Annotated in this window: 14 protein-coding genes; 12 read left to right on the top strand and 2 right to left on the bottom strand. The window is 58.9% G+C overall.

What is annotated here, in order from left to right; all coding sequences use genetic code 11:
- Positions 1-13 precede the first annotated feature (13 nt).
- Positions 14-943 (bottom strand): spermidine synthase, encoded by a 930-nt coding sequence (locus MHJ63_RS06175; protein WP_239446512.1) that lies wholly within the window; start codon positions 941-943, stop codon positions 14-16.
- Positions 944-945: 2 nt separating this feature from the next.
- On the bottom strand, positions 946-2,295 hold the full coding sequence (locus tag MHJ63_RS06170) for an aminotransferase class I/II-fold pyridoxal phosphate-dependent enzyme (RefSeq protein ID WP_239446511.1): 1,350 nt from the start codon (positions 2,293-2,295) through the stop codon (positions 946-948).
- 124 nt (positions 2,296-2,419) lie between these two features.
- On the opposite strand from MHJ63_RS06170, the gene coaD reads away from it, so the two are divergent.
- The 12 genes from coaD (at position 2,420) to MHJ63_RS06110 (ending at position 16,413) form a co-directional block, all read left to right on the top strand.
- On the top strand, positions 2,420-2,884 hold the full coding sequence (gene coaD / locus MHJ63_RS06165) for a pantetheine-phosphate adenylyltransferase (RefSeq protein ID WP_239446510.1): 465 nt from the start codon (positions 2,420-2,422) through the stop codon (positions 2,882-2,884).
- 112 nt (positions 2,885-2,996) lie between these two features.
- On the top strand, positions 2,997-4,052 hold the full coding sequence (locus tag MHJ63_RS06160) for an LCP family protein (RefSeq protein ID WP_239446509.1): 1,056 nt from the start codon (positions 2,997-2,999) through the stop codon (positions 4,050-4,052).
- Between the two features lie 136 nt (positions 4,053-4,188).
- Positions 4,189-5,040 carry an ABC transporter permease gene (locus MHJ63_RS06155; protein ID WP_035757182.1) on the top strand — a complete coding sequence of 284 codons (852 nt, stop codon included), beginning with the start codon at positions 4,189-4,191 and terminating at the stop codon, positions 5,038-5,040.
- Positions 5,024-5,860 carry an ABC transporter ATP-binding protein gene (locus MHJ63_RS06150; protein ID WP_239446508.1) on the top strand — a complete coding sequence of 279 codons (837 nt, stop codon included), beginning with the start codon at positions 5,024-5,026 and terminating at the stop codon, positions 5,858-5,860. The genes MHJ63_RS06155 and MHJ63_RS06150 overlap by 17 nt, the downstream gene beginning before the upstream one ends.
- Positions 5,860-6,918, top strand: coding sequence for a glycosyltransferase family 2 protein (locus MHJ63_RS06145; RefSeq protein ID WP_239446507.1), 1,059 nt, complete (start codon positions 5,860-5,862; stop codon positions 6,916-6,918). The genes MHJ63_RS06150 and MHJ63_RS06145 overlap by 1 nt, the downstream gene beginning before the upstream one ends.
- The gene (locus MHJ63_RS06140) at positions 6,915-7,898 is read left to right on the top strand and encodes a CDP-alcohol phosphatidyltransferase family protein (RefSeq protein WP_239446506.1); all 984 of its coding nucleotides are present in this window, start codon (positions 6,915-6,917) and stop codon (positions 7,896-7,898) included. Before MHJ63_RS06145 ends, MHJ63_RS06140 begins: the two co-directional genes overlap by 4 nt.
- Positions 7,898-8,851, top strand: a complete 954-nt coding sequence (locus tag MHJ63_RS06135; RefSeq protein WP_338110381.1) for a glycosyltransferase family 2 protein — start codon at positions 7,898-7,900, stop codon at positions 8,849-8,851. The genes MHJ63_RS06140 and MHJ63_RS06135 overlap by 1 nt, the downstream gene beginning before the upstream one ends.
- Positions 8,852-8,955: 104 nt before the next feature.
- Entirely contained in the window at positions 8,956-9,417 is a 462-nt protein-coding gene (locus MHJ63_RS06130) for an FAD synthase family protein (RefSeq protein WP_070506989.1), read from the top strand.
- Entirely contained in the window at positions 9,417-10,727 is a 1,311-nt protein-coding gene (locus MHJ63_RS06125; RefSeq protein ID WP_239446505.1) for a CDP-glycerol glycerophosphotransferase family protein, read from the top strand. Before MHJ63_RS06130 ends, MHJ63_RS06125 begins: the two co-directional genes overlap by 1 nt.
- Before the next feature lie 17 nt (positions 10,728-10,744).
- Positions 10,745-12,118, top strand: coding sequence for a Stealth CR1 domain-containing protein (locus MHJ63_RS06120; protein ID WP_239446504.1), 1,374 nt, complete (start codon positions 10,745-10,747; stop codon positions 12,116-12,118).
- A gap of 163 nt (positions 12,119-12,281) precedes the next feature.
- Positions 12,282-15,704 carry a CDP-glycerol glycerophosphotransferase family protein gene (locus MHJ63_RS06115; RefSeq protein ID WP_239446503.1) on the top strand — a complete coding sequence of 1,141 codons (3,423 nt, stop codon included), beginning with the start codon at positions 12,282-12,284 and terminating at the stop codon, positions 15,702-15,704.
- A gap of 133 nt (positions 15,705-15,837) precedes the next feature.
- Complete coding sequence (locus MHJ63_RS06110; RefSeq protein ID WP_239446502.1) at positions 15,838-16,413, top strand: YceD family protein; 576 nt, start codon at positions 15,838-15,840, stop codon at positions 16,411-16,413.
- The last annotated feature ends 3 nt before the right edge of the window (positions 16,414-16,416 follow it).

Below are 16,416 nucleotides of genomic sequence, written 5' to 3'. Positions count from 1 at the left end.
CGTGTAGCGGGGATCATTGGGCCTGGCCTGCGAACACCGCGGCGAGTTCACCGGGGCTCAGCACGGTACCTGGCCGCGGGCCTGCCGCGTGGAGGGCGGCTAACTCCTCGGCGGTGAACGGGGCGGGTGAACGCCGCGCACCAAGCACGACGTTGCCGGGCATCGTGAGAGAGAACATCGAGGAATCAGCGGCAACGAAATAGCTAGCTCCGGCGGCCTTGAGTGAGTCAGCCATCCGGCGGGTCGCCTCAAGACCCGGCTCGTCGCCGATGTTGATGAGAACAAGCCCGCCGGGGACTACCGCATCGAACATTTCGGTCATAAACCCCGGATCGAACAGGCGAGCTGGCGAATCAGGCTCGATCGAGATATCAAGCACGAGAGCATCGGCAACTCCGGCGACCTCTACCGCGCGAGGCAGGGCATCCCGCACATCGCCGGCGATCACGTGCGGAGCGTTGGTGCCCGGGAACGGAACCTTCGCCAAGACCGTATCGATCAAGTCAGGATCTAAATCCACCACGATGTGCCTGCTGGCTGGCTCCGCTACGGCAAGGGCCCGCGGCAAAGACAAACCTCCGCCGCCTAAGTGAATATAGGTTCCAGCGCGGAAAGCAGTGCTTTGCGATGTTCCAGCGCCGTCCGATTCTCCGGTGCCGCGTGCTGCTCCGGCGCCGCGTGGGGTCCACAGCTGGAGGGCGGCCTGCATCCACTGAAGGTAGTCGTAGAGAAGCCGCGACTGATCATCCGGGAAAACCGTGGACTGTTCGGCCCCATCGATATCTAAGGTCAACCCGCCCGGGATCCACGGGGAACGCCACCAAGCAGCTACCGCCCCCGAACTGAGAACCTCGCTACCAAGGAACTGAGACCCACTCGGACGCGAAGTATCAGGGTGTTCATTCACGTTTGACGCCTCATCGGCGTTATGTACTCCGCTCATGATCACCGGCCAGCGCTTTCACCCGCTACCGCCTGCGCAACATCAGCAAGCGAGGCACGCAACCGTTTCGCGCCCTCCTCAACGCTCGCTTGGTCCTTGCAAGCGGCAAAACGCAAGTATGAAGCGAAACGGCCCTCAAACTCAGGCGTCGTGAAGGCGCTGACCGGAACCGCAGCTACACCGGCCTTCTCAGGCAACACCTGAGCGAGCTCGGTCGCATCCTCAATACCCAACGGCGCCATATCGGCCAGCACGAAATATCCACCACGTGGCCGCACAACCTTCGCGCCAGCGTCTTCAAGCGCATCGACCAATACATTGACTTTCTCACCCAGCTGCACAGCACGGCGGGTGAAGAACTCGCGCGGCAAACGCAAACCATGAGCGATCGCCGGCTGGAACATCGGGCCGGTAGAGAACGTCAGATACTGCTTGACGGTACGCAACGCATCGATCAACTGAGCCGGGCCAGTAGCCCACCCGACCTTCCACCCCGTCAAAGAGAACGTCTTCCCGGCAGAAGAAACCGAGATGGTTCGCTCCCACGCCCCAGGCGTGTGAGCAAACGGCACAAAACCATTGGCAAGCCCCAGACGCTCATCGCCTTTTTGGTTATAGACCAGGTGCTCATAGACCTCGTCAGAGAGGATCAAAGCAGAAGCCTCAATAGCAGCCTTAACGATCGCTTTGCGGGAGTCCGGACTAAACACCGATCCGGTCGGGTTATGCGGATCATTCACGATGATCATGCGGGTGTTCTGATCCACCGCCTGAGCCAAAGCCTCACAATCCGGCTGAAAAGAGCCCGTCTGAGCGTCAAAAACCATCGGGACAGTCCGCAATTCAACCCGGGCAAAACCAGTCAACGCCGCATAGGCGTCATAAAACGGCTCGAAAGTCACGACGTTATCGCCCGGACGAGTAAACGCGAGCACAGCCGCAGCGATAGCTTCCGTAGCACCTGAGGTCACAACAACCTGCGCATCCGGATCCACCGTCACCCGATACCAGGACTGCTGATGCTCAGCGATCGCAACCCTCAAATCCTGGACACCGGCTGCCGGAGCGTACTGATGATGACCACGCGCAAGCATCTGCTGAGCGATATCCACGATCTCATCAGGCGCATCGTTATCCGGAATACCCTGACCTAAATTCACCGCCTCATGCAGCCCAGCAAGATCCGAAACCTCCTCGAAGATAGTTTTCTTCAGCCCATGAGCCCCCGCCAGACGCGCTCGCCGCGCCCCCTGGAACCACGGCGCAATCGAGGGTGAGGCAGGAATCGAAGAGAAGCGGGGCTGCTGGCCCGGGTTTGAAGTATTCGTGCTGGTCTCATTGATGCTGGCCATGCTTATACAGTACCGAGCCCATACACGGACGCCGCTGCGCATAGCTGCGCGCCACAACCTGTGAATGCATCCCAAACCGTACGAATTCGACGACGTTCCCAGAAAAATATGAAACAGTGTTCACATGACTCGTGTTGTATGCCCAGGGTCCTTCGACCCTGTCCATAAGGGCCATCTAGAGGTCTTCATGCGTGCGGCCTCACTCTTCGATGAGGTCATCGTTGCCGTCTCCACGAATCCGGCAAAGAAATACCGTTTCAGCGAAGAAGAACGCGTCCAAATGATCCGCGACCAGGTCTCAGCGATCAGCGGCATCACAGTGGAACCCATGGGGGACGGGCTACTAGCCGAATACTGCGCTCGCAAAGGGGCGCGCGCCATCCTCAAAGGGCTACGCAACAGCCAGGACTTCGAATTCGAAACCCCGATGGCCTCCATGAACCGCCACCTCACCGGCGTTGAAACCGTATTCATTCTCGGAGACCCGGAGTATCAGTACGTTTCTTCATCGCTGATCAAGGAAGTTGCATCACTCGGGGGAGACATAACCGAATTCGTCCCCAAGAGTGTCGCTGCGAAATTTGCCTAGTAAACCCAAAGCGACTCTATTCTTAGAACTTGGGACTATCACTTCTGTGAGCGGTCGCTTCGTTGGATCATCAGGGCGCCCATAGCCGTGATCGACTACGTGAGGAGCATTGATGTACGGAACCACGCAGGGTACCTATGTGCCCCGCCGCGTGAAGCACCGTCGTGTGCACGTCGGCCGTATCGTACTGGGATGCCTGCTCATCATCATGGTCACCGTCGCAGGAGCAGGCCTTGGCCTGGCCTCAAAATTCGGGCGTGCCTTCGAGAAAACCAGCACAATCGCAAGCGCTTTCCCGGACGAGGAAGACCGCCCGGTCAAAGACCCAGGCGACACTTCCATGAACATCCTGCTACTTGGCGCGGACGGCGGCCCCGGTAAAGGTAAGCGGGCGGCTATCGACCCGAACGCGACCGCAACTGACCGGCGTTCCGACTCCATGATGCTCGTCCACATCCCAGAAAGCCGCGATAAGGTCTACGTCATCTCGCTCATGCGAGACACCTGGATCACGATCCCAGGCCACGGCGAGGCAAAACTCAACGCCGCAATGGCTAACGGCGGCGTCCCGCTACTCATCCAGACCCTCGAAGAACGGCTCGACACCCGCATCGACCACGTAGCGATCATCGACTTCCAAGGATTCCGCGACCTCACCACAGCAATCGGCGGCGTCACAGTCGACAACGAATACGACTTCATCGCCCACGACACCGACTACCACTACCCGAAGGGCAAGATTCACATCGACGGCGACAAGGCCCTACGCTTTGTGCGCGAACGTAAGAGCTTCCCCGACGGCGACTATCAGCGCGTACGAAACCAACAGAAGTTCCTCAAAGCTGTCTTTGGGAAAGTCCTGAGCGCGGAGACCCTGTCAAACCCGGCCAAGCTCTTCAAGGTCGTGGATTCTATAGCCCCATACATCTCCATGGACGAAGAATTCTCTGACCCATCCCTGCTCACCGGGCTGGGACTGCAGATGAAGAACGTACGTGCCTCCGACATCGTGAGCTTCACGCTGCCAACCGCAGGTACAGGTACAAGCCTGGACGGACAGTCGATCGTTTTGCCTGACCAAGCCGCGATCGATGCGCTCGCGGAAGCTCTGCGCAACGACACGGTCGCGGATTACTATGCGGCGCTACCCGAAGATAAGAAAAAGTAAGCGGCAGCACACCGATTGCATCTGAATCGTCGATGCGCGCTAAGGTGAGCAACACACGAACAGATAGAATCTTTCACACCAAGCCGGCCGTTTTGCATGTACGGCCAGCATCATTAGAGGAAGCAGTAGCTCGTCTATGGACATCCCAGCGTTGGCACAGTCCCACGGCCTGAGCCGTGTGGGCGCGCGCCCTGGCCTCTTCGCCTATTATCGAGAGACCTGGCGGCGCAGGCGATTCGCCATCGTCTTTGCACAGTCCAAGATCCGTGCACGCAACTCCCAGAACCGTTTGGGTGTGTTCTGGGAGATCTTGAAGCCTACCTTCAACGCGTTGATGTACGGGTTCATTTTCGGTGTCCTGCAAGGAGACCGGCGCCCGCCCGGGTTCGCGGCGTTCGTGGTGATCGGCGTGTTCCTCATCGAGTTTTTCTCCAAATCGATGAGCGACGGCGCCCGCTCTATCACCGGTAACCGTGCGCTCGTGCAGTCGCTAGCCTTCCCGCGCGCGACCCTTCCGTTCTCGATCGTGATCCAGCAGATCCTCACCCAGATCCCCATGTTGGGTGTCATGTTCATATACGTCATGGCACTGGGCTACTGGCCACGGTGGCAGTGGCTTTTGATCATCCCGCTATTCGCGCTCTATGCGATCTTCAACACAGGGGTTGCATTCCTGTTTGCACGTTTGACTGTGCACACACACGACCTGACGCAGCTGCTGCCGGTCGTGAACCGTTTCTTCTTCTTCACATCCGGTGTCTTGTTCTCGGTCGAGAACATCCTGGCTCAGTGGCCAGCCGTGATCACCGTGTATGACTTCCACCCGATCTATCAGGTCCTCACCATCGCACGCGGACTTGTTTTGGGTGGTAGCCACACGTTTGATCCGATGGCGTGGGCAGTCGTAGCGGGCTGGGCTGTGGGCCTGTTCGTGATTGGCACCGTATTCTTCTGGCGAGCGGAGGAACTCTATGGCCGAGTCTCCTAAAAAGGAACAACCTAAAAAAGGGCAAGAAGTCGTGGCCGAGCTCGTTCCGCCGAGCCGTGAGGAGCAGCTGCGCATCGACCCTGATCGTCAACCGGTTGTGATCGTGGATGACCTCCATGTGAAATACAAGGCGTTCTCTTCAGGCCGCTCGGCCGGGGCGAACAGCCGCGGAGGCATCTTCAAGAAGCGGATGCGCGGGGTTCGTGAAGTGCACGCGCTCAAAGGTGTCAGTTTCGTTGCGTATAAGAACGAATCCATCGGCATTATCGGTTCGAACGGTTCCGGTAAGTCGACGCTACTGAGAGCCATCACCGGCCTCACCCCACCAGCTGAGGGCGCAACCTACGCTTCAAGCCGCCCGAACCTCCTTGGCGTCGGTGCGGCTTTGATCCCGAGCGTCTCAGGCGATGAGAACATCACCTTGGGTTGTTTGGCGTTGGGGTTTTCGATGCATGAGATCGAAGAGCTACGCCCCAAGATTGTTGAATTCGCGGGCCTTGAGGATTTCATCGACCTTCCGATGCGCACGTATTCGTCAGGTATGCAGGCGCGTTTGAAGTTCTCGATCGCGGCTTCGAAGTTCCATGACATCCTGATTGTCGATGAAGCCTTGTCCGTGGGAGACGCGGCTTTCCGTAAGCGGTCTGAGAAGCGGATCCGTGAGATCCGTGACGGCGCCGGCACCGTCTTCTTGGTGTCCCACTCGATGAAATCGATTCAGGATACCTGTAGCCGAACTATTTGGATTGAAAAGGGTGTCTTGATGATGGACGGGGACACCCCAGAGGTCGTCAAGGCGTATCAGAGGTCACGAGGCTAATGACTAAGAATGCGTTGCCGCAGCTGAATGCGAATCCAACGGTTGCGTATGTGATCCCTGTGCTGAACGGGGCCGCCTATATTGCGGAGGCTATCGCCTCAGTTTTGGATCAGGAATATGAAGGATCCCAGAAGGTCGCTGTGGCTGTGGGGCCCAGCAATGACGGCACTGAACGGATTGTGCAGCGTATCGCGGCAGAAGATTCGCGCGTGCTGTTTGTGGAGAATCCGGCCGGTAACACGCCGTCAGGTTTGAACCGGGCGATTGAAGCGGTCGACGCGGATGTCATCATCCGCGTGGATGGCCACTCTGTTTTGAGCCCGGGCTATACGCGGATCGCGATTGAGGCGTTGAAAGAGACCGGTGCCGCCGATGTTGGCGGGATCATGGATGCACAAGGCACCAACCCGATCCAGCGAGCTGTCGCTGCGGCCTATAAGTCGCCGTTCGGTTTGGGGAACGCCCCCTACCACACCGGCGCGCAGGCAGGCCCCGCTGATTCCGCTTATCTCGGTGTGTTCCGCCGCGAGATCTTCGAGATCGTGGGGCTCTATGACGAGACCATGATCCGTGCCCAGGACTGGGAGCTGTGCAAACGCATCCGTGAGGCCGGCCATACGGTGTGGTTCGACCCTCGCTTGCGAGTTCGCTACTACCCCCGCGATAACTTCGGGGCTCTGGCCCGCCAGACCTTCGCTTCGGGTGTGTGGCGTGGGGAACTAGGGCGACGAGGCCCAGGAGGCGCGCGCCTGAAACACTATGCGCCTCCCGCTGCACTGATCGGCTTCGGCGCGGGCATCATCGGACTTATGATCCGTCCATTTACCTCGAAGGGCTCGGCCCTGCGCAAAGCGAGTACCGCGGCCGCGATAGCCCCGATCGGCTACGGCCTCGGCATCCTAGGGGCCGCTTGGCATGCCGGCCGTGAGCTACCGTTGAAGGAGAAAGGATTGCTCGCGCGGGTATTGCCGACAATGCACGGAACCTGGGCGGCCGGCTTCATCCGTGGCCGCATCATGGGCGCCGGCGACGTCAAGGACACTTCGAGAGTCAAATGACCCACAATTTTCCATCGAATCTGCAGGTTTCTGCTGACGGCACCGTCCCGGTTGGTCCGGACGGGTTGATCCGGCCGGCGAACCCCACGCTCGCCCAACTGCGTGCCGTGTGCCAGCCTCCGCATGTGCGGGCGCGCAAGAACGCAGAACACTGGACCGCTGAGCTGTATCTCCGCCACATCTCGATCTATTTCACGCGTGTGCTCGTCAAGACCAGGATCACCGCGAACCAGGTCACCACGCTCATGATGATCACGGGCTGGTTCATGGGGGCCGCAATGCTGATCCCGGGTATCTGGGGCCCGTTGATCGCAGTGGTGCTCTCGCAGGTTCAGCTCTACCTCGACTGCTGTGATGGGGAAGTGGCGCGCTGGCGCGGCGTCCGTGGACCTAAAGGCATCTTCATCGATATGGTTGCGCACCACTCAACTGAGGCGGCCGTTGCTGTCGGGGTGGGCGTACGGGTTGCGATGGGGATCTCCCCGGGTGCGTTCACCGCGGCCGGATGGGCTGCGGCCTGGGCCGGGGCAACGTTGGGTGTCTTGCTGTTGATGAACCGCTCGCAGTCGATCATGATGCATGCCTCGCGCGCGTTCGCCGGTGTTGAGAAGCTCCCGGACACCTCAGAGGCCCGAGCGATGCCGCCGGCTTCACTGATTGGACGCTTGCGCAGCATGGCGCGGTTTGTTCCGTTCCACCGCATGCTTCACGCGGTTGAGTTGAGCCTCATCTTCTTTGCGGCCTCGATTGTCTCTGCGGTGATTGGCCAGCCGGTTGTTGCCGAATCGTGGGTCATGTGGGTCTTGCTCGTTGCCACAGTGGGTGTGAACGTGGGACATTTCTGTGCCCAGGTGTTCTCTGCGCGCCTAGCGCCGCTATCGACCGGCTGGGAGTATAAGCGCCCCGAGGACGTTCAAGCACAACCTGTAGAGCTCACGGATGCTACTGATGCGTCTGTGCGTACAAGCGGTGAGAACTGATGTTCTCATCCCTCAAACGTCGGATCGGGAAGCTACGCTCAGCTGGCCGCCGTCAACCGCACCTCATGGTTGAAGGCACACCCACAGTCGGTGTTGTAGTGCTCACGATGGGCCAGCGGCCTGTCGAGCTGGCTCGTGCGTTGCGTTCGTTGCGGCGCCAGAAGAACGTCAACGTCAACATCGCGGTGGTCGGCAACGGCTGGCAGCCAGTGGGGCTGCCTGATGGGGTCAAGGGCGTCAAGCTCGAAGAGAACCTTGGTATCCCGGCTGGCCGGAATGCTGGGGTTGAGCACGTGCATGGGGAGTATCTCATGTTCTTGGATGATGACTCCTGGCTGTTGGATAACGACTTCATAGCGGAGGCGGTTGAGCGTTTCCGCCAACACCCGTCCATGGGCCTTTTACAACCGCAGATCGTGGACCCTGCTAAACCAGGCCAGTCGCCCCGCCGCTGGACGCCGCGTATCTGGAAACGCACTCCAGACGTTTCCAGCAACGTGTTCCACGTAGGGGAGACCTGCCTGGTTATGCCTCGGCACCTCTTCGACGAAACCGGCGGGTGGGCCGGTGGCTTCTGGTACGCGCACGAAGGCATCGAACTTGCGTGGCGTATCTGGGACACCGGTCACCGGGTCTGGTATGCGGGTGACATGCGTGTGGGCCACCCAGTGGTTGATGCCCGCCGGCATAAAGAGTTCTATCGCCTGAATGCACGTAACCGCGTGTGGCTGGCCCGCAGAAACTTGCGTCCGCCGTTCAAATGGATCTACCCAATGGTGTGGGCGTTGGGGCAAACCGTGAGAATGCGGAAGGACCCCCGGGGCCTGCGGCAATACTGGGAAGGTTTCCAGTCCGGTTGGGAAGGCTCGCCATGGTATCACCATCCGCGGCCTCCTTTGAAGTGGTCAACGCATCTACGGATGGCTCGCTACGGGCGCCCACCGCTGATATGAGCCAGCCAGCAGGTTCGATGTGAGATGATGAGTCGAGTTAACCCTGCGTCCACCTTCTGTTTGGACGTTTCTCATATTCTTCTATGTCTTCACCAGGAGGACCTGTGGCACGCACCATCATCACGTATGGGACGTTTGACCTTTTCCACATCGGGCATCTGAACATTCTGCGCCGCCTGAAAGAGCAGTGCGACCGCCTCATCGTGGGTGTTTCAACGGATGAGTTCAATCAGATCAAGGGTAAGAAGCCGATTGTTCCTTTCGAACAGCGGATCGAGATCGTCCGTTCGATCCGTTACGTGGATGAAGCGATCCCGGAAGAGAACTGGGACCAGAAGCGTAGCGACATCGAGAAGCACAACGTTGACGCGTTCGCGATCGGTGAGGACTGGAAAGGTAAGTTCGATGACCTCGAGGACATCGTTGAGGTGATCTATCTTCCTCGTACGGACGGCATCTCAACGACCGAACTCAAGCGCATTCTTTCGAGTTTCGATGCCCGCAAGGTCAACGAACTCAAGGAATCCCTCGACACGCTCTCGCGCATTGTTGAGGAGCTTGGCTAATGCCACGAGGCGTTTCGCCGCTCGATGCGGTGCTGAAAGTGCGGCGTATTGCAGGTAGGAGCTTTTCGCTGGGCAGTGCTGGGCTGAAAGCCCTCAACGACCAGCTTGCTAAGCGGGCAGCGGCGCGGCGATTCGCTTCCTCAACTGACGCCGAATATTCAGTGGCGTTGGTTCATGCGGGTGGCCCGCTCACTACGTATCAGATGCGGCAGTGGGTGCGGCCACTCAATGCTCTTGATGAGCATCTGCGTGAGCAGGGCGTGCCTGGTGCTGCGATCATCGTTCGTGATCCACGCGTGATGCAACAGTGCGCCGATATCGCGAAAGTGCCCGTTGTTTTGGCGTGGGGGATGGCCGAGGTCATCGAGGCCCTCAACAAGCCGAGTGTGCGTGTTGCGCTGTATGCCAACAACAACACGTTGAGTTTTCAGGCGATGGCCGCTCAAATCCCCGCGCACGTGCATGTAGGGCATGGCGAATCAGATAAAGCGTCGATGGTCTCGAACCAGTTGAGGGCCTACGATGCTGCCCTCATCGCGGGTCAAGGAGCACGTGACCGCCTTGCCGCCCGGCTTGTGGGGCTGGATCGCGTTGCCCTATATGAGGTGGGGCGTCCGCAGATGGACTTCCCGGACCCGCCTCCAGCGAGTGTGCCGGAAACTGCGAAGAAGACGGTTTTCTATGCCCCCACATGGGAGGGCGACCGGGCTGAGATGTCGTATTCCTCCCTGGTTTCATGCGGTTCCGCCGTGGTCGAGGATCTTGTGGATGCCGGGTATCGACTCATTTACCGGCCGCACCCGCAGACGGGGAAGAACTCATCGTTGCATGCTGCGGCGGACCGCGCGATCCGGCAGACCTTGCATCGGGCTGGTGCTGAGCATGTGGTCGATGACCAGCCGGGCCTTGGCTGGCAATGGGATGTAGCTGACTATGCGGTGCTCGATGTTTCCGCGATGGCCTTCGATGCGCTGGCGGCTGACAAGCCGACCGTGGTGATCGCGCCTGAACACGAGCAAGCTGAACGAGTCAGTGGCGGCATCCTAGAGTCGATAGTTGTATTGGATCCGCGTCAGGCCAAAGCTTCTGGGCAAGCGGGTGGGCGCGATGGCGGGATCTGTGAGCTTCTGAAAGTTGCCGAGCGCGAGGAGTCGGTCTCCCAACGGCGCCGATGTGCGGCCTACTATTTTGGTGATGTAACTCCCGGGGCCCAGCGAAGGCGCTTCGTTGATGCTTGCTGGGATATCCTCATCACTCGGGACCGAGCGCTCGTGGATACGCTCGGTCTCGCATCAGTACTCTCCACCTAAGGGAGACGTTAGAGATCGTGAGTAGGTTGCCGGTCAAAGACGCCTTTTTCTCCATCCGTTTCGCCTATGCGTTGCGTCGGTTGCAGCAGCGCCACGCATCGATGGGCCTCACGCCCGGCAGGGTGTGGGCCTCCTATGCCGAGGGTATCTCCGATGAGGTAGCTACCCGTTTACCGGTTACTGAGCGCTCCACTTTCCGAGGCAGAGCGGTTCTGTGGATAGAGAAGCCAGACGTTGGCGGCAACGAACTCTCAGTTGCGAATCCGTCGGCAGGACTCAAGCTTCTCCGGGCGCCGCGCCGGTTTGTCCCGCCGGAAGCTCAAGCCGCTTGGCGGGTGATCGCCAGCAACGGGCGCGCGATTCATCCGGCGGCGCAACCGTTGATATGCGCGGGCGAGCCTGGTCAGGGCGTCACAGGCACGATGTTCTTCAACGAGCCTGTGGATGCGGTCATCACGTGGGTCGATGGTTCTGATCCTGAATGGGTGCAACGTAAGAGCGCATTTCAGCCGGGGCAATCGGCACGTGAAAGTTCGAACGTCGAGGCCCGCTTCAGTGATAACAACGAGCTGCGGGCATGCCTGCGTGGCATTGCGGCCTATGCCCCGTGGATCAGGCACATCTTTATCGTGACCGACCAACAGGTTCCGGCGTGGCTCGATCAGTCTGCCGGGCAAGCCGGCGGAACCGGCGTGAGCATCGTAGACCACCGTGAGATTCTGCCCCACAACGTGCTACCGACGTTCAACTCGCACGTCATCGAGTCAGCCCTGCACCGCATCCCAGGACTATCGGAGCATTACCTGTACTTCAACGACGATGTGATCTTGGGTGCGCCGAGCACCCCGGAGGACTTCTTCACACCTGTCGGTCAGATGCGCGTTTCACTGAGCGGACAGGGCATTCACGGTGACTTACCGGTCATGGATTCAGCACGTAAGAACCGCGAATTGTTGATGCAACTGACAGGTACGATCATGGATCGCCGGTATAAACACGTGCCTCACGCCCAGCTCAGAAGCGTCGCCTATGAGCTAGAAGAGGCCATCGGGGAACATACTTCACAAACGCGTTCGCATCGGTTTAGAAACCCTGCGGATGTCTCTTTCGCTTCCTCGCTGTTGCTCAGCTATGCGGTCGCTACAGGGCGCGCGGTTCCATCAGCGTTGTCGTATTCATACATCGATGTGGGGCAGAACGATGCGGTGCGCCGCTTAGGCGGGCTACTGCGAGAAAGAACTGCTGCACAGAATGGTTCGGCGGAGCAGGGCTACGGACGTTTGGTCAACTGCTTCAACCAGGTTGAAACCATGAGCGCTGGCAACAGCAAGGCGTTACGGAAAACGCTTGAGGCCATGTGGCCGTGGGCCTGCCCGTGGGAAACCACCTGAATGTGAACCGGCTTGCGTTTGGGTACTAGAAACCCTGGCACGTAACCGCAGCGCAACCCCTCAAAACACAAGCGATGTGTCGAGCCGAGCGCTCCTATGTTAAAACCGTCGCTAATATAGCGGTGGAGCTTGTGCATAGCAACGGTAAAGGAACTCTCAGCAAGTGGACCCCAAGGGCATTCTGAATAAAGCTAAAAGCAACGTGGTTCGTTCCGCGATGCGCTCAGTGAACCTCACCCGCGGTGCTCTGCGGCGCCGTCGTGCCGTCAAACCGCGTGCAGGTAGTGAATACCTAGCTGTGAGTCCGGATGCCCTCGGCTTGATTCTGACCGCTTATGGGTTCAAGCAAAAGCCGGTTGCCCTGGTTGCTGTAGCAGCGGAGCACGTCGTGGCGCGATTCGACGTTGAGCAGGCAACGGTTGAGTCTCGGACTGATGCCTATACAGCCACGGCAGACTACCGCGTGATCACCAACGCTCTATCCAACCTCACGATCGCGACTGAGGACATCGACCGTGATGAGAGCACACCTGAGGATGGCGAGGACGAGGGATGGAAGCTGCAGCTTGGCTGGTTGCTGGAGCCCAGCGAAGAACGCCCGGTCGGCGCCAGCAGCAGCGTTGTCTTAGGGGAGCACGTAGTTCACGAGACTGAACTAGAGCACACCGCCGGTATGCAGTGGATTCAATGGGCTGGCCGCGCGAGCAAAACGGAGGCTTCAGCGTTTCCGCGCCGCCACGTCAACGGTCACACCGTGACGCCGCTGATCACAACGCGTGGCAACGTGCGCATCGACGTCAACACGCCACCGGCTCTGCACGCATTGATCTACGCTGACGATGTTTGCGTCCAAAGCAACGGCATTCATGTCAAAGGCCGTGTTGCTTCAGCACAAGGCAACGTGACGCAGCCGCGATTCGTTGTGGTGGGACGTGAGACTGGTACGCGTTTTGAATCCCGTATGCGCTTGGAACTTGACCGTGGCTGGACTCAAACCGATTTCGGACGTCGACGCTACCGGTATGACGTGCGTGTTCCGATCAACCCCCTCATGTGGGACAGCTTCAGCAACTCGGAACCGTTCGATGCGGTAGTCGAGTTCTATGACACCGAAGGCGTTGTGCATACTCGCCGTGTCTCGCGTGTGCCGATCGAGTCTCGCGTGGCAGCACGCGGCGGAATCCTAGAAAGTAGGGGTCGCATCGCTTGCGTGAGCCCATACTTCACGTTCAAAGCTAAGGCTTTGTCTTTCCATATCGAATGCTTCGAGCTATCAGTCAAACCGTTGCTGACAGGCACCCGGAAGGTCGATCCGCAAGCCGATGTGTGGCTCATCGGTGAACAGCCGTGGCGAGCAGGAGACAACGGCTACCGTTTCTTCACGTGGCTCAGGCGCAAGCATCCGCAGATCAACGCGTACTACGTGATCGACAAGGATTCGCCGGATATCGAGAAATTCTCCGGCGAGCCCAACGTGGTGTTGAGCGGGACCTATTCCCATTTTGAGAAAGCGCTCCAAGCGAGCAAATTCATTGGAACGCACCACCCCGATTTCCTGATGCCAACCTACGCGCCTTCGTTCAAAGCGCGGCTGCGTGGAACCCGGGTATTCCTGCAGCACGGCGTGCTCGGAGTGAAGCGCATGACGTCCACGTACGGCAAGAACGCCCCCCAGTTCAACGTGGACCAGTTCTTTGTCTCCTCAGAGAAAGAACGCGAGATCGTGATGAATGACCTGGGATACAAGGCCGACCAGGTTGTTGTCACTGGCCTTCCACGTTTCGATTCCCTGTTGGGGGAGAGCGTTGAGCCGCGGCGCGGCCAGGTTGTGGTGATGCCGACGTGGCGGGACTGGATCCGTGACGAGGAAGGCTTCCTCGCCTCCGAATATTTCCAACAGTGGCACCAGGTGCTCTCCAGCGATGGCTTCGCCCGCGTCGTTCGTGAAAACGGGCTCGACGTCAAGCTATATCTGCACACGAATATGCAGCGTTTCGCCCACCACTTCGAAGACCTGCCTGTCACGGTGATCTTCCCCGGTGAAGAAGACGTTCAGTGCCTCATGCAAGAATCTCAGCTCTTGATCACCGACTATTCCTCGGTTGCATTCGACTTCAGCTTCCTCGGCAGGCCTGTGATCTATTTCCAATTCGACCGGGGGCGTTTCCTTGGCCGAAACGGCTCCCACCTTGATTTGGACGCGGAACTCCCAGGCTACATCGAGTTCACCGCCAACGATGTTGTAGAGCGGCTTCGCAGCTGTGCTGCGTCCGGGTTCGAACAGACCGAAGAGTTGCGTGCGCGTAGCCGCAGCTTCATGACGCACCGTGATACACGTAACTGTGAACGGGTTTTCAAGGCGGTCATCACCGGGCCGGAGCACACCATCGTAGGCTCAGGCTCGCCATGGAAAGACGCGATGCCGTTGGTGGTACGCCGTTTCCGCCGTAGCCGCTGGTACTGGAAATCCATGCGGGCTTTCTATAAAGCGGCCTCCGTTATGCCTGGCAAACGCGAAAGCCTCGTCTTCGAATCTGGGCTGGGTAAACAGTATGCGGACTCGCCGCGATACATCTATGAAGAGCTCCTCCGGCGCGGAGACACCCGCCCTAAAGTCTGGATCTATAGCGGCCCGCACGTTTTCACCGACCCGAACACGGAAGTGGTTCAACGGTTGAGCCCTGAATACTACGCCGCCTTGGCCCGTGCCCAGATATGGACCATGAACCAGTCAGCGCCTTCGTATCTGAAGCGTCCTGCGAAGGTGCGTTTCGTACAGACTTGGCACGGGACACCGCTCAAACACATGCAGCTCGATGCCGCTGGAAAGCAGGAGCAGAGCGAGGGATACCTTGAGCGCGCCCAGGCGGGTGTACGGCAGTGGACCCACTTACTTTCACCGAGCCTGTATGCGAGTTCCGCGTTTCGGTCCGCGTTTGGTTTCAACGGGCCCATCGTTGAGCTTGGTTATCCCCGTAACGACATTCTCGTCTCAGACGAGGCGCCTGCCATCCGCGAACACACCCGAGCCCAATTGGGGCTGGGGGAGCAACGCGCAATCCTGTATGCACCGACCTTCCGCGACAACCAGAAGAACGCGCGCGGCAAGCTCGCCTTCCAGCTTCCGTTCGATCTGGAGACATTCGCGCAGCAGATGCCGGATGACACGGTTCTTCTGCTCCGCATGCACAGCCTCATCGCTAGCCGTATCCAGATACCTGAGCACTTGCGTGACCGGGTCAAGGACGTCTCCTCATATTCGGATATCCAGGAGCTTTTCCTCGCATCCGATGCCCTGATTACTGACTATTCTTCAGTGTTCTTTGACGCCGCAGTGTTGCGGTATCCGATCGTCTTCTTCGCTTACGACCTCGAGGATTACCAGCAGAACCTGCGTGGCTTCTACCTCGACTACATGAAAGACCTTCCAGGCCCGATCGTCCAGGATGAAGCGGAGCTGTGGGCCACGGTGAATGAGCGCCTCGAGAAGGGGATCGACCAAGGCCAACGCAGCCGCTTCATCGAACGCTTCGCACCGCAAGACGACGGGCATGCTGCCGAGCGCGTCGTCGATGAACTCTACTGAGCACAACAGGCCTGTGCTCACGGATGTTCGCATGTGGGTTGCGCCACGCCAACTGGAGTTGATTGGAGACGCGACGGTGAATCAGCTAAGATGGAATGTCGCATGTGTTCTGCTCACAGAAGGAGTTAGGTAGATGAGCACTGAGGCGTTGAACACGCCATCAGCATCAGCCTGGGTCTTCGACGTGCATGAGATCGCCCGGAAGGTCGGTTCGATGCATGAAGAGCAGAAGACGCTTCCGGTGCCTGAAGACCTGAAAGTTCCGCTGATTGGCGTAGAGCCCGGCTCGCGCGTTCCAGTGGAACTACGGTTCGAAGGCGTACACGAAGGTGTATTGGTGACCGGGCAAGCAACCTTGCCGATTAAGGGCGAGTGTGGCCGTTGTCTGGACCCCATTTCCTACACATACGATGCGCACTTCCAGGAACTGTTTTTCCACCCGGAACAGCAGCTTGATTCGGATGACGAGACGGAAACACACGTGATCGTCGAAGACAAAGTAGACCTGGAGCCACTGCTTCGCACCGCCGTGGTTGGTGAACTACCGTTCCAACCACTGTGCGATGAAGACTGCATGGGTTTGTGCGATCAGTGTGGGGTTCGACTCGAAGACGAGCCGGAACACCACCACGAGATAGTGGATCCCCGTTGGGAAGCACTGCGTGGGTTGAGCACCTTGGGTGAGGAAGCGCCCCAGGAGCACACATAAGGC

Source organism: Pseudoglutamicibacter albus (assembly GCF_022346425.1).
Taxonomy (GTDB): Bacteria; Actinomycetota; Actinomycetes; order Actinomycetales; family Micrococcaceae; genus Pseudoglutamicibacter; species Pseudoglutamicibacter albus.
This window is presented reverse-complemented; position numbering and strand designations above follow the sequence as displayed.

What these genes read in the sequence shown, in the direction of transcription:
- MHJ63_RS06110 (WP_239446502.1), top strand. Translation starts at nt 15,838, where the DNA reads ATGAGCACTGAGGCGTTGAACACGCCATCAGCATCAGCCTGGGTCTTC.
- MHJ63_RS06160 (WP_239446509.1), top strand. Translation starts at nt 2,997, where the DNA reads ATGTACGGAACCACGCAGGGTACCTATGTGCCCCGCCGCGTGAAGCAC.
- MHJ63_RS06175 (WP_239446512.1), bottom strand. Translation starts at nt 943, where the DNA reads ATGAGCGGAGTACATAACGCCGATGAGGCGTCAAACGTGAATGAACAC.
- MHJ63_RS06135 (WP_338110381.1), top strand. Translation starts at nt 7,898, where the DNA reads ATGTTCTCATCCCTCAAACGTCGGATCGGGAAGCTACGCTCAGCTGGC.
- coaD (WP_239446510.1), top strand. Translation starts at nt 2,420, where the DNA reads ATGACTCGTGTTGTATGCCCAGGGTCCTTCGACCCTGTCCATAAGGGC.
- MHJ63_RS06140 (WP_239446506.1), top strand. Translation starts at nt 6,915, where the DNA reads ATGACCCACAATTTTCCATCGAATCTGCAGGTTTCTGCTGACGGCACC.
- MHJ63_RS06145 (WP_239446507.1), top strand. Translation starts at nt 5,860, where the DNA reads ATGACTAAGAATGCGTTGCCGCAGCTGAATGCGAATCCAACGGTTGCG.
- MHJ63_RS06150 (WP_239446508.1), top strand. Translation starts at nt 5,024, where the DNA reads ATGGCCGAGTCTCCTAAAAAGGAACAACCTAAAAAAGGGCAAGAAGTC.
- MHJ63_RS06125 (WP_239446505.1), top strand. Translation starts at nt 9,417, where the DNA reads ATGCCACGAGGCGTTTCGCCGCTCGATGCGGTGCTGAAAGTGCGGCGT.
- MHJ63_RS06170 (WP_239446511.1), bottom strand. Translation starts at nt 2,295, where the DNA reads ATGGCCAGCATCAATGAGACCAGCACGAATACTTCAAACCCGGGCCAG.
- MHJ63_RS06155 (WP_035757182.1), top strand. Translation starts at nt 4,189, where the DNA reads ATGGACATCCCAGCGTTGGCACAGTCCCACGGCCTGAGCCGTGTGGGC.